This is a genomic window from Bradyrhizobium guangdongense (genome assembly GCF_006483445.1).
Lineage (GTDB): Bacteria > Pseudomonadota > Alphaproteobacteria > Rhizobiales > Xanthobacteraceae > Bradyrhizobium > Bradyrhizobium guangdongense_A.
On record NZ_PPPT01000057.1, the window covers coordinates 1 to 25,750 of the forward strand.

At 64.3% G+C, this 25,750-nt stretch carries 23 protein-coding genes and 1 pseudogene; 13 read left to right on the forward strand and 11 right to left on the reverse strand.

Translation table 11 applies throughout. The features are described 5' to 3' along the window. The 7 genes and pseudogenes from C2U70_RS33785 to C2U70_RS08540 all read left to right on the forward strand — a co-directional run. Positions 1-95, forward strand: a pseudogene (locus C2U70_RS33785) (bifunctional 4-hydroxy-2-oxoglutarate aldolase/2-dehydro-3-deoxy-phosphogluconate aldolase); the annotation flags it as partial. A 57-nt stretch (positions 96-152) separates the two neighbouring features. Further along, positions 153-1,322, forward strand: a complete 1,170-nt coding sequence (locus tag C2U70_RS08515) for an acetyl-CoA acetyltransferase (RefSeq protein ID WP_140977556.1) — start codon at positions 153-155, stop codon at positions 1,320-1,322. A gap of 118 nt (positions 1,323-1,440) precedes the next feature. Further along, on the forward strand, positions 1,441-1,647 hold the full coding sequence (locus tag C2U70_RS08520) for a hypothetical protein (protein WP_140977557.1): 207 nt from the start codon (positions 1,441-1,443) through the stop codon (positions 1,645-1,647). 119 nt (positions 1,648-1,766) lie between these two features. After that, on the forward strand, positions 1,767-2,972 hold the full coding sequence (locus C2U70_RS08525) for a CaiB/BaiF CoA transferase family protein (protein WP_140977558.1): 1,206 nt from the start codon (positions 1,767-1,769) through the stop codon (positions 2,970-2,972). A gap of 145 nt (positions 2,973-3,117) precedes the next feature. Further along, positions 3,118-4,254 carry a thiolase family protein gene (locus C2U70_RS08530; RefSeq protein WP_140977559.1) on the forward strand — a complete coding sequence of 379 codons (1,137 nt, stop codon included), beginning with the start codon at positions 3,118-3,120 and terminating at the stop codon, positions 4,252-4,254. Beyond that, positions 4,251-4,610 carry a Zn-ribbon domain-containing OB-fold protein gene (locus tag C2U70_RS08535; RefSeq protein ID WP_140977560.1) on the forward strand — a complete coding sequence of 120 codons (360 nt, stop codon included), beginning with the start codon at positions 4,251-4,253 and terminating at the stop codon, positions 4,608-4,610. The genes C2U70_RS08530 and C2U70_RS08535 overlap by 4 nt, the downstream gene beginning before the upstream one ends. 472 nt (positions 4,611-5,082) lie before the next feature. After that, positions 5,083-5,610 (forward strand): carboxymuconolactone decarboxylase family protein, encoded by a 528-nt coding sequence (locus tag C2U70_RS08540; RefSeq protein WP_140977561.1) that lies wholly within the window; start codon positions 5,083-5,085, stop codon positions 5,608-5,610. Between the two features lie 7 nt (positions 5,611-5,617). Here C2U70_RS08540 and glsA read toward each other — a convergent pair whose 3' ends face one another. The 4 genes from glsA to C2U70_RS08560 form a co-directional block, all read right to left on the reverse strand. Further along, positions 5,618-7,465, reverse strand: coding sequence for a glutaminase A (gene glsA, locus C2U70_RS08545; RefSeq protein ID WP_140977562.1), 1,848 nt, complete (start codon positions 7,463-7,465; stop codon positions 5,618-5,620). 21 nt (positions 7,466-7,486) lie between these two features. After that, complete coding sequence (locus tag C2U70_RS08550) at positions 7,487-9,556, reverse strand: TRAP transporter permease (protein ID WP_140977563.1); 2,070 nt, start codon at positions 9,554-9,556, stop codon at positions 7,487-7,489. A gap of 36 nt (positions 9,557-9,592) precedes the next feature. Next, positions 9,593-10,759: a TAXI family TRAP transporter solute-binding subunit gene (locus C2U70_RS08555; RefSeq protein WP_140977564.1), complete on the reverse strand. Its 1,167-nt coding sequence runs from the start codon at positions 10,757-10,759 to the stop codon at positions 9,593-9,595. A 169-nt stretch (positions 10,760-10,928) separates the two neighbouring features. Continuing rightward, complete coding sequence (locus C2U70_RS08560) at positions 10,929-11,150, reverse strand: acetyl-CoA carboxylase biotin carboxyl carrier protein subunit (protein WP_140977565.1); 222 nt, start codon at positions 11,148-11,150, stop codon at positions 10,929-10,931. 93 nt (positions 11,151-11,243) lie between these two features. On the opposite strand from C2U70_RS08560, the gene C2U70_RS08565 reads away from it, so the two are divergent. Together C2U70_RS08565 and C2U70_RS08570 are read left to right on the forward strand one after the other, a co-directional pair. Then, positions 11,244-12,218, forward strand: a complete 975-nt coding sequence (locus tag C2U70_RS08565) for an IclR family transcriptional regulator (protein ID WP_140977586.1) — start codon at positions 11,244-11,246, stop codon at positions 12,216-12,218. Further along, a complete protein-coding gene (locus C2U70_RS08570; RefSeq protein WP_140977566.1) occupies positions 12,148-13,707 on the forward strand; it encodes an acyl-CoA carboxylase subunit beta in 1,560 nt (519 codons plus the stop codon). Before C2U70_RS08565 ends, C2U70_RS08570 begins: the two co-directional genes overlap by 71 nt. Positions 13,708-13,819: 112 nt before the next feature. Here C2U70_RS08570 and C2U70_RS08575 read toward each other — a convergent pair whose 3' ends face one another. Together C2U70_RS08575 and C2U70_RS08580 are read right to left on the reverse strand one after the other, a co-directional pair. Beyond that, complete coding sequence (locus tag C2U70_RS08575; RefSeq protein ID WP_140977567.1) at positions 13,820-14,248, reverse strand: GFA family protein; 429 nt, start codon at positions 14,246-14,248, stop codon at positions 13,820-13,822. Between the two features lie 76 nt (positions 14,249-14,324). After that, the gene (locus C2U70_RS08580; RefSeq protein ID WP_140977568.1) at positions 14,325-14,837 is read right to left on the reverse strand and encodes an SRPBCC family protein; all 513 of its coding nucleotides are present in this window, start codon (positions 14,835-14,837) and stop codon (positions 14,325-14,327) included. Between the two features lie 223 nt (positions 14,838-15,060). Here C2U70_RS08580 and C2U70_RS08585 point away from each other — a divergent pair, with 223 nt between their 5' ends. Together C2U70_RS08585 and C2U70_RS08590 are read left to right on the forward strand one after the other, a co-directional pair. Continuing rightward, positions 15,061-15,759, forward strand: a complete 699-nt coding sequence (locus C2U70_RS08585; RefSeq protein WP_140977569.1) for a winged helix-turn-helix transcriptional regulator — start codon at positions 15,061-15,063, stop codon at positions 15,757-15,759. 121 nt (positions 15,760-15,880) lie between these two features. Further along, on the forward strand, positions 15,881-17,905 hold the full coding sequence (locus C2U70_RS08590; RefSeq protein ID WP_140977570.1) for a molybdopterin-containing oxidoreductase family protein: 2,025 nt from the start codon (positions 15,881-15,883) through the stop codon (positions 17,903-17,905). A 15-nt stretch (positions 17,906-17,920) separates the two neighbouring features. Here C2U70_RS08590 and C2U70_RS08595 read toward each other — a convergent pair whose 3' ends face one another. The 4 genes from C2U70_RS08595 to C2U70_RS08615 all read right to left on the reverse strand — a co-directional run bounded on the left by C2U70_RS08595 (position 17,921) and on the right by C2U70_RS08615 (position 23,247). Beyond that, the gene (locus C2U70_RS08595) at positions 17,921-19,396 is read right to left on the reverse strand and encodes an FAD-binding oxidoreductase (protein ID WP_140977571.1); all 1,476 of its coding nucleotides are present in this window, start codon (positions 19,394-19,396) and stop codon (positions 17,921-17,923) included. Positions 19,397-19,532: 136 nt separating this feature from the next. Continuing rightward, positions 19,533-20,822: an MFS transporter gene (locus C2U70_RS08600; RefSeq protein WP_140977572.1), complete on the reverse strand. Its 1,290-nt coding sequence runs from the start codon at positions 20,820-20,822 to the stop codon at positions 19,533-19,535. A gap of 117 nt (positions 20,823-20,939) precedes the next feature. After that, positions 20,940-22,130, reverse strand: a complete 1,191-nt coding sequence (locus tag C2U70_RS08605) for an acetyl-CoA C-acyltransferase (protein WP_140977573.1) — start codon at positions 22,128-22,130, stop codon at positions 20,940-20,942. Between the two features lie 346 nt (positions 22,131-22,476). Next, complete coding sequence (locus C2U70_RS08615; RefSeq protein ID WP_140977587.1) at positions 22,477-23,247, reverse strand: enoyl-CoA hydratase; 771 nt, start codon at positions 23,245-23,247, stop codon at positions 22,477-22,479. 154 nt (positions 23,248-23,401) lie between these two features. Here C2U70_RS08615 and C2U70_RS08620 point away from each other — a divergent pair, with 154 nt between their 5' ends. Both C2U70_RS08620 and C2U70_RS08625 read left to right on the forward strand, forming a co-directional pair. Next, positions 23,402-23,929 (forward strand): PaaI family thioesterase, encoded by a 528-nt coding sequence (locus C2U70_RS08620; protein WP_140977575.1) that lies wholly within the window; start codon positions 23,402-23,404, stop codon positions 23,927-23,929. Positions 23,930-24,002: 73 nt separating this feature from the next. Beyond that, on the forward strand, positions 24,003-24,611 hold the full coding sequence (locus C2U70_RS08625; protein ID WP_140977576.1) for a TetR/AcrR family transcriptional regulator: 609 nt from the start codon (positions 24,003-24,005) through the stop codon (positions 24,609-24,611). 131 nt (positions 24,612-24,742) lie between these two features. On the opposite strand, the gene C2U70_RS08630 is transcribed toward C2U70_RS08625, so the two are convergent. Beyond that, a complete protein-coding gene (locus C2U70_RS08630) occupies positions 24,743-25,651 on the reverse strand; it encodes a LysR family transcriptional regulator (protein ID WP_140977577.1) in 909 nt (302 codons plus the stop codon). Positions 25,652-25,750: the final 99 nt, after the last annotated feature.

The following is a 25,750-nucleotide window of genomic DNA, read 5'->3' on the forward strand; positions in this document are numbered from 1 at the left end:
CCTGGCTGTGCCCGCCGGCGGAAGTTAAGGCCGGGAACTGGGCCGGCATAACTGCCATCTGCCAGCGCACCCTGAAAGCCCTCAAAGCCGGGTGAAGTCTTGCCATCCTTGGGCTAAGACTTAGGTCAGTTGAGACCCAGGGAGAGCAACCAATGACCGCCAGCATCGTCGGGTGGGCGCATACGCCGTTCGGCAAATTCGACACCGAAACCGTGGAAAGCCTCGTTACACGCGTCGCCAATGAGGCGCTTGCGGATGCCGGCATCTCCGCCTCCGACGTCGATGAGATCGTACTCGGCCATTTCAATGCCGGCTTCTCGCCGCAGGATTTTACCGCCTCGCTGGTGCTCCAGGCCGACCCAAAACTCCGCTTCAAGCCGGCGACGCGGGTCGAGAACGCCTGCGCGACCGGCTCGGCCGCTGTCCACCAGGGCATCCGCGCCATCGCGGCCGGAGCGGCCAAAATCGTGCTGGTGGTCGGCGTCGAGCAGATGACGCGCACGCCGAGCGCCGAGATCGGCAAGAACCTCCTCAAGGCGTCTTACCTGCCTGAAGATGGCGACACGGTCGGCGGCTTCGCCGGCGTGTTCGGCAAGATCGCCAGCGGCTATTTCCAGAAATATGGCGACCAGTCCGATGCGCTGGCGCTGATCGCGGCCAAGAACCACAAGAACGGCGTCGCCAATCCCTTCGCCCAGATGCGCAAGGATTTTGGCTTCGATTTTTGCCGCTCCGAGAGCGAGAAGAATCCGTATGTGGCGGGCCCCCTGAAACGCACCGACTGCTCGCTCGTCTCGGACGGCGCCGCCGCGCTGGTGCTGGCCGACGCCGAGACCGCGAAGGGAATGAAGAAATCGATCGGCTTCCGCGCCACCGCGCACGCCCAGGACTTTTTGCCGATGTCCAAGCGCGACATTTTGCAGTTCGAGGGCTGCACCGTTGCCTGGCAGCGCGCGCTGGAGAAGGCCAGCGTCACGCTGTCCGATCTCTCCTTCGTCGAGACCCACGACTGCTTCACCGTCGCCGAGCTGATCGAATACGAAGCGATGGGCCTGACGCCGAAGGGGCAGGGCGCCCGCGCCATCAAGGAAGGCTGGACGCTGAAGGAGGGCAAGCTGCCGGTCAATCCGTCCGGCGGGCTGAAGGCAAAAGGCCACCCGATCGGCGCCACCGGCGTCTCCATGCATGTCATGACCGCGATGCAGCTTGCCGGACAGGCGCCGGAGGGCATGCAGCTCAAGAACGCGAAGCTCGGCGGCATCTTCAACATGGGCGGTGCGGCCGTCGCCAATTACGTCTCCATCCTGGAGCCGCTGAAGTAAGGTTGCGTCGGGGCGGGCAATGGCGCCTTGCGCCTGCCCGCCCCTTTCTTTGCGTTAGATCATGGTGGGACCACCCGGCCCACCCTAATGCTCCCTATCGATTTGCAGGGAATGCATCATGAGCAAGGACTACGAAGACTCGCTTTCACTGGACGAACTCAACGATCGCATCGCGATCCTTGAGGGCAATATCAGGCAGCTCATCGAGCAGGCCGCGGCCGCCTCGGGCGAGAACAGCGAAGCGCGCATCGCCGATCGCATCAACCAGCAGAACGACGAACTCGACCGTCTCCTCAAGATCCGCGAAGCCCGCCAGAAGAAATAAGCGGGGCGCGGCCGCGCATGCGGCCATACGCGGGCCGCCCTTGCTCGCAACCGGACGCTGCCGTTAGGTGACCGAAATCGCTCGGCTCGCTTGTGAGCCCGCGCAATCGGGAGAGAACGATGGGGCCGCTGAGGGGCATCAAGGTCATCGACATGACGACCGTGCTGATGGGGCCCTACGCCACCCAGATGCTCGGCGATTACGGCGCCGATGTCATCAAGGTGGAATCGCTCGACGGCGACGTCACCCGCCTGATCGGCCCGATGCGGCATGCCGGCATGGGCCCGGTGTTCCTCAACACCAACCGCAGCAAGCGCTGCATCTGCCTCGACCTCAAGAAACCGGCCGGGCGCGAGGCCGTGCTGCGCCTGATCAAGGACGCCGACGTGCTGGTCTATAACGTCCGGCCGCAGGCGATGGCGCGCCTGCAGCTCGGCTATGACGTCGTCTCCGCGATCAACCCGCGGCTGGTCTATGCCGGTGTGTTCGGCTTCGGCCAGGACGGCCCATACGCCGCAAAGCCCGCCTATGACGATCTGATCCAGGGCGCCACCGCGTTGCCCGCCCTGATGGCGCAGACCGGCGACGGCGTGCCGCGCTACGTTCCCAATGCGCTGGTTGACCGCATCGTCGGCCTCACGGCAGTCGGCGCGATCTGCGCCAGCCTCGTGCATCGCGACCGCACCGGACGCGGCCAGCGCGTCGACATCCCGATGTTCGAGACCATGGCGGGCTTCGTCATGGGCGATCACATGGGCGGACTCACCTTCGAGCCGCCGCTCGACAAGGGCGGCTACGCCCGTCACCTCTCGCGCGACCGCAGGCCTTACAAGACCGCCGACGGCTATCTCAGCGTCATCGTCTACAACGACAAGCAGTGGGAAAACTTCTTCAAAGCCACCGGCCGCGACGACTTGCGCGCCGACAAGCGGTTTGCAAGCTTTGCGGGGCGCGCCGCCAATATCGACTTCGTCTATGCCGAGCTCGCCCGTATCTTCGAGACCCGCACCACATCGGAGTGGATCGACCTCCTCACCAAGGCCGACGTGCCGGTCATGCCCATGCACGACCTCCAGACCATTTTGGGCGACGAGCATCTGGTCGCAACCGACTTCTTCCCGGTCGTCAATCATCCGACCGAAGGCCCGATCCGCAGCATGAAGGTGACGGCCACGTGGTCGGAGACCGAAGCCGAGCCGGTGCGTCTGGCGCCGCGCCTCAACGAGCACGGCGACGAGATCTTGCGTGAGATCGGCTACACCGCGGACGAGATCGCGGCGCTGGTGCGCGACGGGGTCACGCGTTCGCCGCCTGAGGCGAAATAGGGGAGACGATGACCACTCTCTCATCCGTCATTCCGGGGCGCGACGAAGTCGCGAGCCCGGAATCCATAACCACGATAATGAGTATAGATTCCGGGCTCGCGCCCCAAGAGGGCGCGCCCCGGAATGACAGTGGTGAGGCGGCATCATGAGCTTCGTCACCGGCGTCGGGCTCACACCTTTCGGCAAGCACGAAGGCTCGTCCTCGCTCGACCTGATGAGCAAGGCCGCCCAGCTTGCACTCGACGATGCCGGGCTGAAGCGTGCCGAGATCGACGGCATCCTTTGCGGCTATTCGACGGTCTCGCCGCATATCATGTTGGCAACCGTCTTTGCCGAGCATTTCGGTATCCGTCCAAGCTATGCCCATGCGGTGCAGGTCGGCGGCGCCACCGGCCTTGCCATGACCATGCTGGCGCATCAGCTCGTCGAGGCCGGTGTCGTCAAGCACGTGCTCGTCGTCGCCGGCGAAAACCGCCTCACCGGGCAGAGCCGCGACGCCTCGATCCAGGCGCTCGCGCAGGTCGGCCATCCCGACTACGAGGTGCCGCTGGGCCCGACTATCCCTGCCTATTACGGCCTCGTCGCCAGCAGATACATGTACGAATACGGTGTCACCGAAACGGACCTTGCCGAATTCGCCGTGCTGATGCGGGCGCATGCCTGCACCCATCCCGGCGCGCAATTCCACGAGCCGATCACGGTCGCCGATGTCATGGCGTCAAAGCCGGTCGCGCTGCCGCTCAAGCTGCTGGATTGCTGCCCGGTCTCCGATGGCGGCGCCGCCTTCGTCATCAGCCGCGAACGGACCGGCGAGGCCGGCGTCAAGATCCGCGGCTGCGCGCAGGCCCACACCCATCAGCACGTCACGGCGGCGCCCGCGTTGAGCGAGCTCGGCGCGGAGATATCGATTGCACGCGCGAAGCAGGCCGCGGGCGTCGCGATATCGAATGTGCGTTACGCCGCAATCTACGACAGCTTTACCATCACACTTGCGATGCTGCTGGAGGACCTCGGGCTCGCGGAGCGGGGCGAAGCGGCGGCGCGCGTGCGCTCCGGTCATTTCAGCCGCGATGGCGCCATGCCGCTCAACACCCATGGCGGCCTGCTCAGCTACGGCCATTGCGGGGTCGGCGGTGCGATGGCGCATCTCGTCGAGACGCAATTGCAGATGACGGGGCGTGCCGCGAATCGTCAGGTGCGCGATGCCTCGATGGCGCTGCTGCATGGCGACGGCGGCGTGCTGTCGTCTCACGTCAGCATGTTCCTGGAGCGGGTGCGATGAGCGAGCGGATCGCCGACTGGACCAAAGGCGAGCAGGCGATCGTCTATCAGAGCTGCGGTGCCTGCGGCCGCGTGCAATATTTCCATCGCGCGTTCTGCGCAGCCTGCGGCACGGCCGATCCCAGCGAACAGCGCGCGAGCGGCAAGGGCCGGGTCTACGCGGCGTCACTGGTCTGCCGCGCGGCGACGCCGGAGACGAAGGCGCATGTGCCCTACAACATTTTGCTGGTCGATTGCGCCGAAGGTTTTCGCATGATGGCGCATGGCGAGAAGGATCTCGCCATCGGCGACGAGGTCACTGTGCAGTTCGTGCCATTTGCCGGGAGAATCGTACCGTACTTTACCAAAGACACTTAGATGGCTTCGTCATTCGGGGGCGGTCCAAAGGACCGAGCCTGGAACGGGAATTCTGGGCCTGGCGCTGTGCGAGACGCCACCCCGGAATGACGAAAACTCTTGGAACGCGTAACTCAACGCCCGTAGAACAATATGCTGGCGATGACGAGCATCGCCGTCACCGCCAGCATATGCGCGAGCGCTTCCGAGGCCGCCCTCCTTGTGGCTTCCTTCATGCGTCTTCTCCCAGACTTGGGCGTGACTCATCGTTGCGCGCGCTGCGCAAATTCGACGGTCCTGTTTTTTTACTCGGAACACCCCACGGCGAGCATTCGCTTCGATGAGTCCCCACTCAGCGAACACTGCACTGTCTCAAGGTCGATCAGTAATGCGGCGGCAATTTGAAGAGATGATGTTGCTCTTGCGTCGGCGCACGAATAGTGTTCGGGAACCCGCGAAAAAACGACAATAAAACCAAGACCCAAGGTGAAGAATGGCCCGCATCGACTACGCCGATCCCGCAAAGGCATCCGACCGCACCCGCGATATCCTCGCCAAGAATCGCAACGCCAACATCTTCCGGATGATGTCGCATTCGCCCGATTATTTCGTGCAGTATTGCCGGCTCGGCGGTGCGATCCGCAGTCGCGGCGAGCTCGATCCGATCGTGCGGGAACTCGCGATCACGCGGACCGGAATCCTCTGCGAAGCGCCTTACGAAGTCGTCGCGCACAAGCGCATCGGCAAGAATGTCGGCGTCACCGACGAGCAGAACGAAGCGCTGACCAACTGGCAGGCGGCGAGCTGCTTCACCGAGACGCAGCGCGCCGCGCTCGCCTTCGCCGACGAGATCGTCAAGCTGAACAAGCCGACCGATGCCACGTTCAAGGCGATCGCCGCAAAACTGACGCCGGGCGCGCTGGTCGAGCTGCAGCTGTCGGTCGGCTTCTACATCATGACCTCAAAATTCCTCGAGACGTTTGAGATCGACCTCCAGCCGGTGACGGAAGTTATCGCCTAGGCTCAGCTCACATCGACGTCAAAATATCGACCTTGGCGTTCGCCACGATCAGGCGGTCGGCGAGCAGTTGCGCGAGGTTGCGCATGATCCGCTCGCCGGCACGCGGATGCTGCTTGCGGAAGCGCTCGAAATCCCGGAGCGGGACCTCGTAGGCCGTCGCGGCCATGTCGGCCAAAACGTCGGCGGAGCGGGTGGTCTCCAGCAGTGCCATCTCGCCAAAGGCCATGCCGGCGGTCAGCGTCGCCAGGCGTACGCCGTCGGTCAGCGTGACGTGCACCGCGCCGGAGCGCAGGAAGAACAGGGAATCGGCGGGATCGCCGGTCGCGACGATCTTTTGGCCCGCCTGATAGGTCTTGATCGTGCACAGCGAGGCGAGGTCGGTCAGCTCTTCGTCGGTGAGGCCGGCGAGCAGGGGCTGCTCAAGAAGCTCGGTGGTTTCGTGGAAGTCGATCGAGCCGCCATAGCGGTAGACGATCTGGTCTTCGGCCCATTCGATGGCGGTATCGAGCAAATAGAAGTCGCGGACGTTCTTCAGTTCCGCCGTCCATTCCCGAAGGGTGTTCCACTCCTTTGAGGCGCGCTTCACGCCTGACAGCACCACGGTGACGTTGAGCGCGGCAAGCTCCGTAAAGGCTTCCGCGACGAGGCGCGCGCCGGCGCGGGTGGTCGAGGTGACGCGGTGCAAATCGAAAATCACGAATTGCGGCCGCGGCCGGGCCGCAAGCCGCCTCGAGACGTAATCGACCGCCGACAGAGACAGTGTCCCGACGAGCTCGATGATCCGCACATCCTGGTCGTGCGCGGCGAGGATCTCGCGCTCCTGCGGGCGGCGGACGCGGCGCGACGGACTCTTGCCGATGTCGTAGTCGGCGATGACGGCGTTGCGCGCGTCGTCGCTGCGGTTCAGCATGTGCAGGTCGTAATGGGAGGACAGCGCCTCACAGACCTTGATGCCGCGCACGCTGTTGCCGTGCTTGTCGAGTTTCGGCGAATAGCTTCCGAGCCCGAGTCGGGCGGGGAGCGCCGCAAGAATACCGCCGCCGACGCCGCTCTTGGCGGGAATGCCGATGCGGTAGATCCATTCGCCGGCATAGTCGTACATGCCCGATGACGTCATCACCGATAGCGTGCGGGAGATGGCGTAGGGCGTCACCACCTGCTCGCCGGTGACCGGATTGGTGCCGCGATTGGCGAGCGTCGCCGCCATCACGGCAATATCGCGTGCGGTGACCAGCACTGCACATTGCCGGAAATAGACGTCGAGCACGTCTGCGACATTGTCGGCGATGACCGCATTGGTCTTCAGGAGATAGGCGATGGCACGGTTGCGGTCGCCGGTCTGGCTCTCGGAGGTGTAGACGGCCTCGTCGACGTCGAGGTCGCGGCCGGCAAAGCGGCCGAGCGCCTTGCGGATCTCCTCGAAGGCGGCGGCGCCCTTGCTGCCGTGGATCAGCCCGGTGCAGGCGATTGCGCCGGCATTGACCATGGGATTGAAGGGATGGTTGTCGGCGTTGAGGCGGATGGAGTTGAAAGGGTCGCCCGACGGCTCGACGCCGATCGCGCTCTCCACCTTGGCTGCGCCCAGCATGTCCAGCGCGAGCGCAAACACGAACGGCTTCGACATCGACTGGATGGTGAAGGGCACCCGGCTGTCGCCGACCTCGTAGACATGACCATCGAGGGTCGCGAGGCTGATGCCAAAATAGGCAGGGTCGGCCTTGCTGAGCTCGGGGATGTAGTCGGCAACGGCGCCGGAGGTCTGGGCCGAGAATTCGGTGAGACAGTCGTTGAGAAACCGCAGCAAAGGTGGTTTTGAGCGGCTCCAGGCGGCGGCGGAGGGCGATTGCGATGTCATCGCCCTCCTTGTGCATCGCAATCAGGGCACGCGCAACCCATCAGGCACGATGCCCTGGCGCCGGACCAGCAGCAGCGCGAGCAACAGCGTCGGCAGCAGGATCCCAAGCCCCAGCAGCGTCACCTGCATCTGCGACAGCGGCATGATCCCGCCGCCGGGCGTCGCCACCACGAAGCCGCCGATCACGAGCAGCACACGGATCGGCCACTCCAGCGCGCCCGCGCCGCGGAGATCGCCGACGAAGGGCTGGTAGCCCTGAATGCCGCCGCAGATGAAGAGTGTGCCGAACGCCGCCATTCCCATCAGGCCGAGGCCGGCGAAATAGGGGCTCGGGCCCTGCAGCACCAGCGCCGGATTGAGGACGAAGAAGAACGGGATGAAGTAGATGATGCTGCCGACCCACATCGATTCCCAGCCCGTCTTCATCGCCGGCGAGCCGGCGATGCCGGCCGCGGCAAAGGACGCGATCGCGACCGGCGGCGTGATGGACGACAGCATGCCCCAATAGAAGATGAACATGTGCACGGCCATCCGGTTGAGCCCGAGCTTCTCCAGCGCCGGCGCCACCAGGATCGCGAGGAAGATGTAGCAGGCCGTCGTCGTCAGCCCGAGCCCGAGAATGAGGCTCGTGAAGGCGCACATGCCGAGCAGCAGGAAAGCGTTGTCGCCGGCGATCCGCAGCAGATCGTTGGCGAGGCTCGACACCACGCCGGTCATCGAGAAGGCGCCGATCAGGAGGCCGCAGCCGGCGAGGATGCCGACCAGCTCGACGAAGGTGCGGCCGTTGACCTCGAGGAACTTGTTGATCGTGCTGAGCGTCCAGCGCGTATCCTTGGAGAAGAGCTGGTTGAGCACCAGCAGCAGCGCCGTGGCATAGAACGGCGCGTGGCTCTCGCGCTTGAAATGCAGCAGCATGACGATCAAGAGCGCGATCACGAAGACGTAGTACCAGCCGTCCTTGATCGTATCCATCACCCGCGGCAGTTCGGCACGCGGAATACCCTTCAGGCCGTGGCGCGCCGCGTAGGCGTCGACCTGCATGAACAGGCCGACATAATAGAGCGCGGCCGGAATGATCGCGGCGAGCGCGACGTCGGCATAGCTGACATTGAGGAACTGCGCGATCACGAAGGCGGTCGCGCCCATCACCGGCGGGGCCAGCACCGCGCCGGTCGAGGCGCACGCCTCGATCGCACCGGCGTAGGAGGCGCGAAAGCCGCTCTTCTTCATGACCGGAATGGTCATGGTGCCGGCGGTCAGCACGTTGGAGATGATCGAGCCCGACATCATGCCGAGCAGGCCCGAGGCAAAGATGCAGACCTTCGCCGCACCGCCGCGGAAGGTGCCGCAGAGGGCGAAAGCGAGGTTGATGAAGAATTTGCCCGCGCCAGTCATCATCAGAGCGGTGCCGAACACCAAAAAGCCGATCACGGTGTCGGCAAAGGCCTGGATGGGAATGCCGAGCAGGCTTTCGCCCGACAGCACGTGATAGGCGGTGGCCTGCTCGAGGGTCGATTGCGTGCCGCGGAACGGCCCGAGCCAGCTTGCCTCGGAGAACAGCGGATAGACCGTGAAGGGCAGAACGCTCAGCAAGAGACTCCAGCCGCCGGTCCGGCGCAGCGCCTCCATCAGCATCGCCCACATCACGAGGCCCGCGGCGATCACGTTGGTCGGTGCACTGCCAAACTCCCAGCCCGCTTCTGCGGCTTTGCGGACGTTCGACATCAGCACCAGTGCAGCACCGAACGTCACGACGAAACAGACGAGGTCGTACCAGGGGATGCGATCGAGCGATGCGCGTTCGGTGCCCGGAAAGATCAGGAAGGTGAAGGGCAGCATCAACGCGATCAGGAGATAAAAATACTCCGTGTTGAGCTGGGTGTAGCCGATCAGGAAGCGCAGCGAGAATTGCTGGTTGATGCAGAGCAGGATCGTCGCCGCGGTGGCCGCGACCAGGGCCCAGCGCCAGACGCCTTGCAGCGTCCGGACGCGGGTGACCTCGGCTTCCTGGAGATTGCCGGCGCTGCCATGGGGATCGTCGAACACGACCCGCTTCTGCTCTTGCGGGTCGAAGGCGGGTGAAACAGACATGGGCGATCCCGTCCCTCGTAGGGTGGCAGTGCTGTTCTAATCCTCGAACCCGTTCGGCATGTTGGCCTTGGCGAGCGCGGCGGCGCGCGCCTTCATCCAGCCGTCGAGGAAGGCTTTTTCGTCGGCGGGCGGATTGGACTTGCCGTAGTCAGCCCATGCCGCTGCGAGCGTTTGTTGCCGCTTGTAGAGCGCATTGTTGTGCGTCTCCTGCGCGTCGCTCCATTGGCCGGCTTCCTTCAGCGCCTTCACGGCACCGGGATGCACAGGCACCACCCAGTTCTTGGTCTGCCGATCGGCGGCGAGCCCCCCGGCGCCGGGCGCGGAGTCCTTGTAGGCGTCGTAGTTGACGATCATCGCCTTGGTGATGCCGTAGACCTGGTCGGCCGGCTGCGAGGCGTAAGCGACGAAGATCGGATAGGGATAGTTGCCGAGCTCGATCGGATGCTCCTTGGAGATGCCGGCGCCGCAAGTCGCCAGATGCGGAAAGAAGAAGGAGCCGACCTTGCGCATGCGGGCCCAGCCTTCCTTGTCGGCGGCGGGAAGCGGCGGCCAGACCAGGCCGCGCGGTGACGTCTCGACTTCCTTCGCTGGACCCGTGATGGTGGTGGCGAAAGCGGCGTCGACGTCGTTGTTGATCATACCCTTCCACATCGCGCCATAGCTGGAGAACTCGACGGCCTTGATATCGTTCTTGCTCAGGCCGCCGAAGGCGAGCACGGCGAGCGCGTTCTGATTGAGCGCCGGCGAGCCGACCACGAAGCCGATTCGCTTGCCCTTGAGATCCTTGACCTCCTTGACGCCGGTGTCCTTTGCGACGCCGAGCGAGCCTGCATTGCAATCGACCGACGACAGCACGAGCTGCAGCGCCTGCGGACCCCATTCCTTGGCGCCGAACTCGAACACACCCTCCTGTGCGAAATAGGTGCCGGAGCCCATGGCGGACGCCGCGGCCCGATTGGCCCGCAGCGGCGCCAGCCGCGCCACGTCGTTGCCGGCCGGCAGCACGCGGACGTCGGTACCGTATTTGTCCTTCATCATCTTGCCGACGCCGACCGCGATGTTGAAGCCGGCGGTGCCGGTGTCGTAGGCGGTGAATGTCAGCGTCGGCGGAAGCTTGATGTCGTCAGCGACGGCATAGCGTGTAGACGCAAAAGAAATGCCTGCGACCAAGGCAGGCGCAAGCATAAACAGCCCACGAAGCATGTTTCTCCCTCCAATGTCCTTCGCGCCCCTTGCGCGAAGTCCTTCGCTTTTCGCGAGGATTTTTTGCTTGGATCGATCATGTCACCGCCGTCAGGCGATGGCAACGCCGTACCGTAACCCCATCCCGCAGACAGCTTGTCGCGGCGCCTTCTCGCAAGACGCTGAGCGATCAACGCCTCAGGATCGCAATCGCCTGACCTTCGGCAACGACATCGTCGAGCTTGACGAGAAGCGATGTGAGCGTGCCCGCCGCGGGCGAGGGAACCGGGATCTCCATCTTCATGGCTTCGACGAATGCAATCTCGTCGCCATCCGCAACGCTTCCTCCAACTTCCACGGGAAGTGCGCACACGCGTCCCGCGACCTCCGTCACGATCTTAATTTCTGGCATGCCACTCCCTTTGTGTTGTCGTCGCAAAATGCCTGATGTAGCGTGTCCTTCAAGCGGAATTTAATTCCGCAGAGCGGAACAACGGTAGGGAACATGGGACGACGTTCGGAGCGCTTGAGCAAGCAAGGAATGCTCGCCGGTGAATCAGGCGAGGGTGATGTCATCCAGGTCGTATCGCGAGCATTCGATGTGTTGCGGTGCTTCGAGGGCCACGAGGCCCGGCTCGGCAATCTCGAAATCTCAAACCGCTGCGGCCTGCCGCGATCGACCGTATCGCGTCTGACCCACACGCTGACCCGGATGGGCCAACTCGTTTATTTGCCGCGCGATCAGAAATACCGGATCGGCCCGAGCGCGGTGGCGATGAGCTCTTCGATGATGAAGGGCCTTCAGCTCCGCAACCTGATCCGCCAGCGCTTGTCTGACGTTGCCGAGCAACTGCCGGGCACCGTCGGCTTCGTCATCCCCGATCGTTTCCATCTCGTCTATTTCGAGTTCGCGCGCTCGGCGAGCGCACTCGGCCTGCACGAAGTCACGGGCAGCCGCATCTCGATGGCGTCCACCGCGGCGGGCGCGGCCTACACCGCGGCGCTCCCGCAGGAGATCGGCGATGCGCTGATCGCGGAGATGGAGCGGGAAGTCCCCGAATCCGCAAAGCTGCTCAAACCGCGCATCGAGGCCAACCGCCACTTCTTGCGCGAGCACGGCTATGTCGTGGCCTGCGGCATCTGGAGCCCGCACATCAACGGTCTCGCGGTGCCGCTGTGGTCGCCGCAATACCAGACCGTCGTCGTGGTCACGATCGGCCTCTTGGCGGCGATGTATGACGAAGAGCGGCTGCATCGCGAAGTTGCGCCGCTGATGATCGAGCTGGGGCGGGCGGTGGGTGGCCTGCTCGAAGGAGCCGAAGGCGATTTCCTCAACTCTCGCCTCGAACGAAAGCCGATTGCGGTGGCGGTCCATAACAATAACAAGCCCATCACGTCGGAGGGAGTGAATGACCTGGAAGCCGGAACTCGACGAGCTCGCTCGGCGCGAAGCGTTCGCGCGCGAGATGGGAGGCGTTGACAAGGTCAAGCGACAGCATGACCAGGGCCGGCTGACGGTTCGGGAACGCATCGGGAAGCTGGTCGACAACAGCAGCTTCCATGAGATCGGTGCCGTCTCCGGCATCGGCGAATACGACCAGCAGGGCGACCTCAAGCATGTGACGCCGGCGAACTGCGTGTTCGGCCGCGCGCGCATCGAGGGCCGTACCGTCGTCGTGGTCGGCGACGACTTTACCGTGCGCGGCGGCTCGGCGGATGCCTCGATCTCGGCAAAGCCGTTGATGGCCGAGGAGATGGCGCATGATTTTCGTCTGCCCATCATCCGCATCATCGAGGGCTCCGGCGGCGGCGGCTCGGTCAAGACCATCGAGACCAAGGGCGCCGCGAACCTCCCGGGCGGCATCGGCGGCACGCGTTGGTATCGCTTCACGATCGAGAACATGTCGCGCGTGCCGGTGGTGGCGCTCGGCCTCGGCTCGGTGGCCGGCCTGGGCGCGGCGCGGCTCGCCGCCAGCCATTATTCGATCATGACAAAGGCGTCCGCGATGTTCGTCGCGGGTCCGCCGGTCGTGAAGCGTTTAGGGCAGGATCTGTCGAAACAGGATCTCGGCGGCGCCGACATCCAGACCAAGGCCGGCGCGATCGACCACGCGGTCGAGACCGAGGAAGAGGCCTTCGCCTGCGCGCGGCGTTTTCTGTCCTATCTGCCGTCGTCGGTCTACGAGCTGCCGCCGACGCTGCCATGTCAGGACGATCCGGAGCGTGCCGACGAAGCCCTGATGAAGGCGGTGCCGCGCGGACGCCGCCAAGTCTACAAGATGCGGCCGGTCATAGCATCAGTCGTCGACAAGGGCTCGTTCTTCGAGGTCGCATCCAATTTCGGCAAGCCGATCATCATCGGCCTTGCGCGGCTCGAGGGCAGGGCGGTGATGGTGCTCGCCAGCGATCCCTTCCACTATGGCGGCTCATGGACGGCGGATGCCTGCCAGAAGGTGGTGCGCTGGGTCGACTTCGCCGAAACCTTTCATCTGCCGATCGTCTATCTCATGGACTGTCCCGGCTTCATGATCGGACTGGATGCCGAGAAGGCCGCCACGATCCGCCACGGCGTGCGCGCGATGGCGGCCGTCAACCAGACCACGGTGCCCTGGTGCACGGTGATCCTGCGCAACGCCTTCGGCGTTGCCGGCGTGGTGCATCAGCCTGCCGACCGTTTTTCGATCCGCTACGCCTGGCCGTCGGCCTATTGGGGCTCGCTGCCGCTCGAAGGCGGCATCGAGGCCGCCTATCGCGCCGATATCGATGCGGCCGAGGATCCGGCAGCGAAGCTGAAGGAGATCGAGGATCGCCTCAACAAGCTGCGCTCGCCGTTCCGCTCCGCCGAAAAGTTCTGGGTTGAGGAGATCATCGACCCCCGCAAGACGCGCTCGCTGCTCTGCGAGTTCGCGAGGTTGGCCGAGCCGCTGCGCAAGCCGGGACCGCCGGAGAATTTTTCGATCAGGCCGTAGAGGCGCTGCCGCCATTGCGGGCGGCAGCGGTCGTAAGTCTGCGGCTCAGCGCAGATCGTGGAGAAGGCCGGCGATGGACACGACCAGCGCGATCAGTGTCCACGCCACCGGCCTATTCAGGAACGGCAACACCTGAGCCACCCAGTTCCGCCGGAAAATCCTTCAGCTTCGGCAGACCGTCCTTCATCGGCAGGACGGTCTCGGAATAGTTGACGTGTACGCCCGGCACGAACTTCAGCGTCGGGATCGTCGCGGCATAGACGTCGACGAGACCGAGCGGCGGATGCTCCGTCATGAGATGGCCTCCGCACTGCTTGCAGTACTGCCGGTGGCTCATGTCCGATTTCGCGAATCGGCCGACGGACTCGGCGCCCTTGGTGACGCGTACGTTCTGCGGTTGCCACAATGTGAAGGCGTTGACCGGGCCGGCCGACCAGGAGCGGCATGAGGAGCAATGGCAGTAGCCCATTCCCTCAGGCGCACCCCTGGCTTCAATCTCGACTGCGCCACAAAAGCACTTGCCGATGTATGTCGTCGTCATGGTCTCGATCTCCTGTTTGATGAGCTACCGGCCGGCGGATGCATGTGGTCGCGCCGGCCGGAAGGCGGTCGGGTCTCTACTTGCCGAGCTTGGCCTGAATTTCGGCGAGACCGGCCTCGTAGACACCGGTCAGCGCATCGCTGGCCGCCTTTTCCTTGCCCTGATCGGGCGTGTAGGAGCCGCTCCAGGTGATGGTCGAAGATCCGTCGCCCTTTGCCGTGACCTTGATGGTCGCGGTGTAGTTCGAGACCGGGAGCGGGCTCGCCAGAAATCGGTAGGAGTAGCTGCGCTCGGCCTCGTTTCGCGCGGTTTGCGCTTCAACGAAGGCGGCTTTGCCGTCCTTCGTCACGAGAATGCGTGTCGGCGGCGCCTTGCCGTCCTCGATGCACTCGCCGACCGGTGGCAACCAGTTCTTGATCGCGCAGAACGGTCCGATCAGCGACCACACGGACGAGGCAGCCGCCTTCACGTCGGCGCTGCGCGAGATCGTGGCCGCGGAGGCCGGCGCCATGGCGCCGTTCAGGAGCATCGCGCCAAGTGCGGCGATGCACGCCGCTGGCGGCTTCAAACGGGATGAGGTCTTGGTCATGGCAATTACCCTTGTCTTTCATGAGCAGATATCAAAGCTCGTCGTGCGCATGGATCGCGTCGAGCTGGGGTTGAAGCGGTCAAAGTCCGCATGGCCGTGGGGTAGCAGCGCGTGTTCCGTCCCCACTAGTTCAGGGACTGAATCAGCCCGGTACAGAAAATGAACTGGAAGCCGGGACTGACTTGGCGGTACGTTGCCTCGATCGTCCGGATCGGAGGGAAGCATGGCCGCTGGCAGCTACAAGCAGTTCTGTCCGGTCGCGATGGCCGCAGAGGTCCTGTGCACGCGCTGGACCGTAGTCTTGCTCCGGGAGCTCATGGCCGGTTCGACACGCTTCAACGACCTCCGGCGGGGTGTGCCGCGGATGTCGCCTGCGCTGCTCTCGCAACGCCTCAAGGAGCTCGAGGCAGCCGGAATCCTTGCGCGCGAGGCATCGGCGTCGGAGCCCGGCATCTTCGAGTATCGACTGACCCCATCCGGACGCGAGCTCGGTCCCATTGTCGAGGGATTTGGAGTTTGGGGCCAGCGTCGTATCAAGGCCGATCTGTCGCTCCAGCATCTCGACGTTCAACTTCTGATGTGGGATATGCGGCGAAACCTGAACGCGACGCCGATGCCGCGGCGTCGAAACGTGATTCAATTCGTCTACCCCGAGCTGCAAGCGGCGCAACGACACTGGTGGCTGATCGTCGATCCCAAGGACGGCGTCGATCTCTGCTCGGTCGATCCGGGATTCGACGTCGACCTCTATGTCTCCGTCGACCTGCACACCATGACTGCGATCTGGATGGGGCTCGACACGGTCCGCGCAGCCATCGGCGGCAACCGGATGATGCTGACCGGCGACCGTCAGATCGCATCTTCGATGCAGAATTGGCTAGGTCTCAGCCCATTCGCGAAGGAACGCAAACTCGCGAGCTGATTTGCGCGCATTGCCGCTCCGCGCGGTCTTCGGGTTGACCACCACGCTCCGGTACTAGGGGCTGCCGATCTATCCCGCCTCTGATAAGATCGGAGCGGGAATAGACCGGGAGGGTTCGCTCATGTCGGCCGCCGATTCGAAGACCGTGCGCACCATGTGCCCGATGAATTGCCACCCGACGTTCTGCGGCATGCAGGTCGAGGTCGAGGACGGCCGGCTGAAGGGGATAGCCGGCGACAAGGACAATCCCGACAGCGCCGGCTTCCTCTGCGTTCGTGGCCGGGCGACGAACGAAATCTTCGGCAATCCGAAGCGGCTGCTGTATCCGCAAATCCGCGAAGATCGCGCCACCGACAAGTGGCGCCGCGCGAGCTGGGAGGAGGCGCTGGATTTCATCGCGAAGCGGATGCGCGCGGCCGGATCCGAGGCGGTGGGTCTATGGGCAGGGCACGGCGGCTTCACCGTGGCCGGCGCCGTGACGATTCAGCTCATGCAGCGCTTTGCAAACATGTATGGCTGCCAGACCTGGCACCCCGCGATGATCTGTTGGGGGCTTGGCGGGTTTGGCCTGGGTCTGTCGGGCGCACTCAAGGTCAATACCAAGGAGGACATGGCCGCGAACTCGCGCATGATCGTACTTTGGGGCGCGAACATAGCGAGCCAGCCCAATACAGCCCGCCACATCGTCGCGGCGCGCCGCCGCGGGGCCAAGGTCATCACCATCGATGTGAGAAAGACGGAGGCCGCGGCTCAATCGGATGAGGTTCTCCTGATCCGGCCCGGCTCGGACGCAGCACTCGCTCTGGCCTTCATGAACGTCATCGTCACCGAAAAGCTCTATGACGGCGCGTTCGTCGACGCGCACACCGTCGGCTTCGCGGAATTGTCGTCGCACGTTCTGCCGTTCACGCCTGCCTGGGCAGCAGCAGAGACCGGCCTTGAGGAAGGCCAGATCGTTTCGTTCGCGCGCGCCTATGCGGCCACGCGGCCGGCCATGATCCTCATCGGCGGCAGCTCCATGCACAAGAGCGCCAATGGCTGGCATGCGGCACGTGCCATCAGTTGCCTGCCGGCGTTGACCGGCAACTTTGGAATCGCGGGCGGCGGCCTCGGGCCGCGTCACGGCGCCCACAGCGCGGCCCTGCGCAATCTCAACGCGGGCCTGGTGCGCAAGCCGGGCAATTATGTTGCCAACCAGATGCCCGACATCGCCAAGGCTTTGTCCGACGGGAAGCTCGATGTCTTGCTGTTGCTCGGCACCAACATGCTGTCGTCCTTCGCGGACGCCGGAGAAATTTCCCGCGGCCTCGACAAGACAGGTCTGGTCGTCAGTGTCGATCTCTTCATGAACGAGACCGCGCGGCGTCACGCCGATGTCGTGCTGCCCGGAACCGCCTGGCTCGAAGAGGTCGGCTTCAAGGCGACCAACACGCACCTCTATTTGATGGAGCGGGCGCTGAAACGGGAGGGTGAGACCCGTCCGATCTACGAGATCCTCAGTTCCCTGGCGCAGTCTCTCGGGCTTTCCGATTTCTTTCCATGGGCTTCAATCGAAGACGTCATCGATATCATGCTCGATGACGCGACGACCGGTCATGCGACCGTCGCGTCGCTGCGCGCTGCGGGGGGCTTCCTGCCGCTTGATGTGCCGGCGGTCGCCTACGCCGACCAGAAGTTCGATTCCCCGTCCGGGAAGATCGAGTTATTCTCGCAGCAAGCAGCCAGGCTCGGGCTTCCGCCACTTCCGGTGCATGGCGGCGACCAACCCTCGAGCTATCCGTTGTCCCTGAGCTTCGGACGGACGTTGACGCATTTTCACTCGTTCTACGACGAGGGGCAGGCCCTCCCGGCCTTGGCCAAGCACAATGTCGCCCCGCAACTTCTGATATCGCCCGCCGATGCCGAGGCGCGTCAGCTCGCCAACGGCGATGCGATCAGAATCTACAATGAGCGCGGCCAGTTTTCCGCAAAGGCCTGCGTTACCAGCGACGTCAAGCCCGGCGTGGTCTGGATGCGCGATGGCTGGGTCGGCCTCAACCATCTCACATCGGGAGAGGCGGTCCTGCCCGGAGACGCGCTCAATCTCTTCCATTTCTCCGTCGGCCAGTCCGACTACGGCGCCCGCGTCGACGTCGCGAGAGCGTAGACGGCGCCGCAGATATCACACCCGCAGCACCTTGCCGGGGTTCATGATGTTCTGCGGATCGAGCGCGCGCTTGATGGTGCGCATGATGTCGAGCTCGGTCTTCGAGCGGTAGTGGCTGAGCTCGTCGAGCTTGTCCATGCCGATGCCGTGCTCGGCCGAGATCGAGCCGCCCATCGAGGTGATGAGATCGTTCACGGCGCGCGTGATGGCACCCTTGTACTGGTTCAACGTCTGCTGATCCATGCCTAACGGCCCCATGAACGAGAAATGCAGATTGCCGTCGCCGATGTGTCCCAGCGGATAGGGGCGGATGGTCGGGAGAATCTCGAGCACGGCCTTCAACCCTTTGTCGACGAATTCAGGAATCTTGGAGATCGCCACCGAGACGTCAAAGCTCAGCCCTGGCCCCTCGGCGCGGTGGGCCTCGGCCATGCCTTCCCGGATGCGCCACATGTTGCGCGATTGACTGACCGTCTGCGCAATCACCGCATCGAGGACGCGGCCGGCCTCGAGTTGATCGGCGAGAAACCGTTCCATCTTCTCCGACATGCCCTCAGTGCCGTCCTGGCGCGGGCGGGAGGACGACCATTCAAGCAGGAGGTACCATGGATTATCCGCCTTGATCGGATCCTGGACGCCGGGAATGTGACGCATCACGAGATCCACGGCGGCACGGCTCAATATCTCGCAGGAACCGACATTGTCCTCGGACGCCGCATGCGCTTCGGACAATATCTCCACGGCCGCACGGGGATCGCGGATCGCCAGCCACGCCGTGCAGACGTCCTTGGGAGCGGGCCACAGCTTGAGCACGGCCTTGGTGATGATGCCGAGCGTGCCTTCGGCGCCCATGAAGAGATGCTTGAGGTCGTAGCCGCAATTGTCCTTCTTCAGCGCGCGCAGTCCGTCCCAGACGTCGCCATTGGCCAGCACGACTTCGAGCCCCAGCACGAGGTTGCGGGCGTTGCCATAGCGCAGCACCTGCACGCCGCCGGCATTGGTCGAGAGGTTGCCGCCGATCATGCAGGAACCCTGCGCGCCGAGGCTGAGCGGCAGGAAGCGGTCGTGCTCGGCCGCGGTCTCCTGCAGCGTCTGGAGGACGCAGCCGGCCTCGACCGTCATCGTGTAGCCGACGGGATCGACGTTCAGAACATGGTTCATGCGGCCCAGCGAGAGGACGATGCCGGTGTGCGCGGGCCAGGGCGTGGCGCCGGCCATCAGGCCGGTGTTCCCACCCTGCGGCACGATCGCGACGCCATGCTCATGGCAAAGCCGGACCACTTTTGAGACTTCCGCGGTGCTGGCCGGGCGAACGACGGCGCCCGCCGCTCCAACCGTCAATCCGCGCCAGTCCGTCACGAAGGGCTGCTTGCCGTGGTCGTCCACGATCAGGCCCTTCTCGCCCACGATCGCGCGCAAGGAATCGAGCAATTGGGCAGTCAATGGAACGGTCGGAATGGTGGGCGCGGACGAGAGCACGGCAGCCGGCATTTGTTTCCCCTGGGCACATCTTGGCGTGTACTGAGCGCGCGAAGCGCTTTCCGCCATTGTCCACGTTTGTGCGGGGGAGTCTAACGGCAAGTTGCCTCGGTCCCGGAAACCGGGGCCGAGGCAGGGGAGTCGTCGTTCACGCCGTCGCGGGCTGCAGCTTCGGCTGCCGCGATATGGCCAGCACGATCAGGGCCGCGAACACGCAGAGCGCGCCGGCGACGAAGAAGGCGGGCAGGTAGCTTTGCAGCACCGTCCGCGACAGGCCCGCGCCGAACGCAGCGGTACCGGCGCCGAGCTGATGGCCGGCAAAGATCCAGCCGAACACCAGATTGGCGCGCTCGGGGCCGAATTTTTGCGCGGTCAGACGCACCGTCGGCGGCACGGTGGCGATCCAGTCGAGGCCATAGAACATCGCGAAGATCGACAGGCCGTAGAACGAGAAATCGCTGAAAGGCAGGAAGATCAGCGAGAGCCCGCGCAGGCCGTAATACCAGAACAGCAGGTAGCGATTGTCGTAGCGGTCCGACAGCCAGCCCGACATGATCGTGCCGAAGAAGTCGAAGATGCCCATCGCGGCGAGCAGGCTCGCGGCCTGCACCTGCGGGATGCCGAAGTCGAGGCACATCGGGATCAGGTGAACCTGCACGAGGCCATTGGTCGAGGCGCCGCACACGAAAAAGGTCGCAAACAGGATCCAGAACGCGCGCGATTTCGAGGCGTCGCGCAGCGTGCCCAGCGCCACGGCCGTGATCGAGCCGTGGTTGACGGGCGGCACGGGAATGGGCTCGGTGCCTTCGTCGCCGAAGGGACGCAGGCCCACATCGCTCGGCCGGTCGCGCATCGCGAGCGCGACGGCGACCGCGGAGACACCAAGCATGATGCAGACGAAGGAGAGCGCGAGGCGCCAGCCGTAACGTTCGGTAAGGCTTGCGAGCAGCGGCAGGAACACGAGCTGACCGGTGGCGACGCTCGCGGTCATGATGCCGACGACGAGGCCGCGACGCGCCGCGAACCAGCGCGTGGCGATGGTTGCGCCCAGCACCAGCGCGGTCATGCCGGTGCCGATGCCGATCACGACGCCCCACAGCAGCATGAGCTGCCAGACCTGGGTCATCGCGAGTGAGGCCACCAGGGCCGAGACGACGATCAGTTGCGCCGTCAGGGTGACGTTGCGCAGGCCGTAGCGGTTGAGGAGCGCAGCCGCAAACGGCGCCATCAGCCCGAACAGGATAAAGCGGATCGACAGCGCCGATGAAATCTCCGCGGTGCTCCAGCCAAATTCCTTCTGCAGGGGAACGATGAACACGCCGGGCGCACCGACCGTGCCGGCGCTGATCAGCGCGGCAAGGAAGGTGACGCCGACCATCACCCAGCCGTAATGAATGTTGCGGCGGGAGAGCGTGGCCGCGAGCCAATTCGAAATCATCTGCACGTCAATCCTGGTTGGCAGATCTCTGGCGATCTGATCGAGCTTCAATTTATGCCATGCCGATGTCACGACCGAAATGGCAAAGTTCCCTCAATTTCGGACATATAGGCCAGGCTAATGCGTGACGCGCTCGACCGCGATCGCGGTGGCTTCGCCGCCGCCGATGCAGAGTGCGGCGACACCGCGCTTGAGGTTCTGCGCCTCCAGCGCATGCAGCAGCGTCACGATCAACCGTGCGCCGGTCGCGCCGATGGGATGGCCGAGCGCGCAGGCGCCGCCATTGACGTTCAGCTTCTCCCTGGCAATGCCGAGATCGCGCTGCGCCGCCATAGCGACGACGGCAAAGGCCTCGTTGATCTCGAACAGGTCGACGTCGCCGACGGTCCAGCCGACCTTGTCGAGCAATTTTTGAATCGCCGGGATCGGCGCGGTCGTGAACCATTGCGGCTCCTGGCTGTGCGTCGCATGGCCCTTGATCTCGGCCAGCATGGGAAGGCCGTTGCGATCGGCCAGCGCGCGCCGGGTCAGCACCAGCGCAGCCGCGCCGTCGGCGTTGGCCGAAGAGGCCGCCGGCGTGATGGTGCCATTGGCGCGGAACGCCGGCTTCAGCCCGGGGATTTTTGCGGGATCGACCTTGAGAGGATGCTCGTCATTGCCGATGATTCGCGGTCCGGCTTTTTCTGTGAGCGTGATCGGCGCGATCTCCGCCTTGAACGCACCGCTCTCGACCGCCTTGCGGGCGCGGCTCAAAGTCTCCATCGCATAAGCGTCCTGGTCCTTGCGGGTGAACTGATACGCCTCCGCCGTCGCTTCGCCAAAATCGCCCATGGAACGGCCGGTCTCGTAGGCGTCCTCCAGGCCGTCCATCATCATGTGGTCGATGATGCGGTCGTGACCGGCGCGGTAGCCGCCGCGGGCCTTCGCCAGCAGATAGGGCGCATTGCTCATGCTCTCCATGCCGCCGGAGACGACGATGTCGGCCGAGCCCGCGCGGATGATGTCATGCGCCAGCATGGTCGATTTCATCCCGGAGCCGCAGACCTTGTTGACCGTGGTGGCGCCGGTCGCATCGGGCAGACCCGCAGCGCGCGCCGCCTGCCGCGCCGGCGCCTGGCCTTGCCCTGCGGGCAGCACGCAGCCCATGAAGACTTCGTCCACCTTCTCCGGCGCGAGCTTGGCCCGCTCCAGCGCCGCGTTGATCACGTGGGAGCCGAGCTTGTGGGCTGACAGCGGGGAGAGCTCGCCCATAAAGCGGCCGAGCGAGGTACGTGCGGCGGAGACGATGACGACGGGATCGGCGGTCATGGCGAGGTTCCCTGCGCTGTGGCTATAACATTACGATCATCATATGATGCGCCGCAAAAAGTTGCAACCGCGCCGGCCATGACAATTTGTCGGGTGTCGGGTGAGAATTTTGGATGAGAGCCGAACTGTCTCCCATCGTCGTCCCGGACAAGCGCGCCCTAAGCGCGCGTAGATCCGGGACCCATAACCACAGGGAGTAGTTTTGCGAAGACTCGTGGTTACGAGCTCGCGCCGCAACTCCTCCCTGTGGTAATGGGTCCTGGCCCCCCGTGCGCAATTGCGCACTAGGCCAGGACGACACTGAGGATGCGGCGCGCACGAGGCGCCCCTTATGCAGCTTCGTGTCCTACCGCTTCCTGTTCACAAACCCCTGCATCAGCCGCGTCGGCTCGTCCGTCAAAAACGACTCGCCAAACACCTTGACGCTGAGGTTCACCGACTCCGTCAACGGCAGTTCCTCCCACCGCCGCAGCAGCGCTTTTTGCGACCGCAGCGCCTCGGGGCCGCATTCGAGCAGCGCCTTCACCGTGTGCTCGACAGCCGCATCCAGTTCACCTGCGGCAGCGACCTTGTCGATGAGGCCCCAGGCCAGCGCGGTCGGCGCGTCGATATTTTCCGCCGTCATCACCAGCCAGCGCGCGCGGCCCCAGCCGATCAGGCGCGGCAGGAGTGCTGCATGGATCACCGAGGGAATGCCGACGCGAACCTCGGGCATGCCGAACATTGCATCAGGCGCCGCGATCCGGAAGTCGCAGGCGGCTGCGACCTCGAGCCCGCCGCCGAGGCACCAGCCCGGCATCCGCGCGATCACGGGGGCGGGGAAGGCGCGCACCGCTTCGCAGAGATCGCGCAGCCGCGAGATGAAGGCTTCCGCGGATGTCTGGTCGAGCTTTGCCATCTCCTTGATATCGGCGCCGCCGATCATGCTTTTCTCGCCGGTGCCGCGCAGCACCACCACTCGGACGCTGCGGTCGGCGGCGAGCTGCTGCAATCCCTGCCGAACTGCGTCGGTAACGGGCGAGCCCAGAATGTTGAGCGAGCCTGCATTGCAGATGGTGACATGGACGACGCCGCGCGCATCGCGCGTCACGCCGCAGTGATGATTGAGCATGTCCATCGCGCTTCGTCCCGACATTTTTGGCGCCCGGCGGGCGTGTAAATTCAGGCCACTTCCGGACCGAAACCACACCCTTGTCAAGCAACAAGCGGCGCCGGGTTGCCAGCGGGAAGTTCGCCATATAGTATGATAACCATCATACTAAGAGGTTGGCATGACCGCATCCGACACGCACGAGCTGTTTTCACCTGCGCTCCGCCGCGAGCGGGTGGTGGACTGGCAGGCGCCTGGGCCCGTTGCCAGGGCCACGATGGGGTTATCAGGCATGGACGCCATGCAGGCGATTCGCGACGGGCGTCTGCCGCCGCCGCCATTGGCAAAGCTGATCGGTTTCCGCATGAGCATCGTCGAGCCCGGCCGCATTGTCATGGAGCTCGACCCGCGCGAGGACCTCGAAAACACCATCGGCCTGTTACACGGAGCGACGGCCGCCGCACTGCTCGACACCGCCATGGGCTGCGCGATCTCGACAAAACTTGCCGCAGGGCAGGGCTCGGTCACCCTCGACCTGAAGCTGACTTACCTGCGTCCGCTCTCGGTCCGCTCCGGGACGATCGCCGCCGAAGGTAAATTGATCAAGCTGGGGCGCCAGACCAGCTACACCGAAGGGTTCGTTCGCGACGGCAAGGGCGACCTCGCGGTCCATGCAACTGCGACCTTTTCCATGGTCGGTGGCGCCTGATACCGCAAAATTACGGAAGCTTTTTGCCGCGGATCGTGTTATTATATGATTACAAACATTTAATGAGACCAGCATGCGCTATTCCCGTGAACACAAGCAGGAAACCCACGACCGGATCGTGAGGAAGGCCTCCGTGCGGCTGCGTGAAAAGGGCGCCCATGGCATCGGCGTGGCCGACCTCATGAAGGAGGCGGGACTGACCCATGGCGGGTTCTACGCGCATTTCGATTCCCGCGAGGCGCTGGTGATCGAGGCCTTTGCCTATGCCATGGACCGCGCCATGGACAACTGGCGCAAGATGACCGATCAGGTCGCGCCGGAGAAGCGACTGGCGCTGATCGCGGAGACCTATCTGTCGGCATTGCACCGTGACGATCCCGGCCATGGCTGCTCGATCCCGGCGCTCGGCGCGGAGATTTCGCGCGAGAGCCCAAAAACGCGAAAGGCCTTTGCCGGCAAGCTCGACGAGATGATCGAGATGATGGCGGATCACATCACCGGCGTCCCGCGCAAGGCCGCACGCAAGCAGGCGATCGCGACGCTCGCGACCATGGCCGGCACCATGCTGCTGGCGCGGATCGCCGGCAATGGCGAGCTGTCCGACGAAGTCTTGAAGGCCGGCAAGGACACGGCGCTGGACAACGCGCGCCGCGAGACGCCGAAGAAGCCGAAGCAGAATTAGCGAGATGCCGTAGGGTGGGCAAAGGCGCCCTTGCGCCGTGCCCACCATTTTTCCGCGATTGCGACAGAAGTGGTGGGCACACAACGAGCCGCGCGTTCGCGCGTCTCGTCGCTTTGCCCACCCTACGATTTTCACCGCCCCGCAAACAGCGCGCGCTCCTTCTCCACGATCTCGGAAATGTAATCCGCCACAGCCCTGATCCGCGCAAGATCCTTGCTGTCGGCGTGCATCAGCATCCAGAACGTCCTGACGATCGAGACGTCGTCCGGCAGCACCGGTCGCAGAGTGGGGTGCTCGCTCGCCATGAAGTGCGGCAGCACGGCGATGCCGAAGCCGGAGAGGGTGGCGTTGAGCTGCGCGATCAGATTGGCGCTGCGGAAACGTGCGGAAATCTTCGGCGACACCTGCGGCAGGTAATCGAGCTCCGGCGTGAACAAGAGCTCCTCGATGTAGCCGACGAAGCGGTGATGCGGCAGGTCGTGCCGCGAGATGATCTTTGGAAAGCGGTCGAGATAGGCGGGTGCGGCATAAAGCCCGAGCCGGTAGTCCAGCAATTTGCGGCCGACGATCCGGCCTTCCTTCGGCATGGTCAGGCTGATCGCGATATCGGCCTCGCGTTTGGACAGGCTGAACAGCCGCGCGGTCGCCACCAGTTGCAGGTCGAGGTCGGGATAGCGGTCCGCGAACGGCGCAAGTCGCGGGGCCAGGAAGGCGGTGCCGAACCCGTCGGGCGCGCCGATCCGCACCGTGCCGGTGAGGCGGGCCAAGGAGCCGCCGACCTGCTCCTGATTGGCGACGATGGTCGATTCCATCGCTTCCGCGCTGTCGGCGACGCGCTGGCCGGCCTCGGTGAGGAGGTAGCCGGTCTTGCGGCGGTCGAACAGCTTGGCCGACAGGTGCTTTTCCAGCCGGTCGACACGGCGGATGACCGTGGCATGATCGACCCCGAGCTGCTTTGCGGCAGCCGAGACCGAGCCGCCCCGGACGATGGCCAGCACGAAGCGAAAGTCGTCCCAGTCGATGGCGCCTTGATCCAGCATTTTCGCACATCTATGGTGCAATTTATCGGTCTTGAATCCCAAGAAACGCAGGTCCAAACGGGTTTGTAAAGCGATCTAACCCGCGAGAGGGAGGTATTC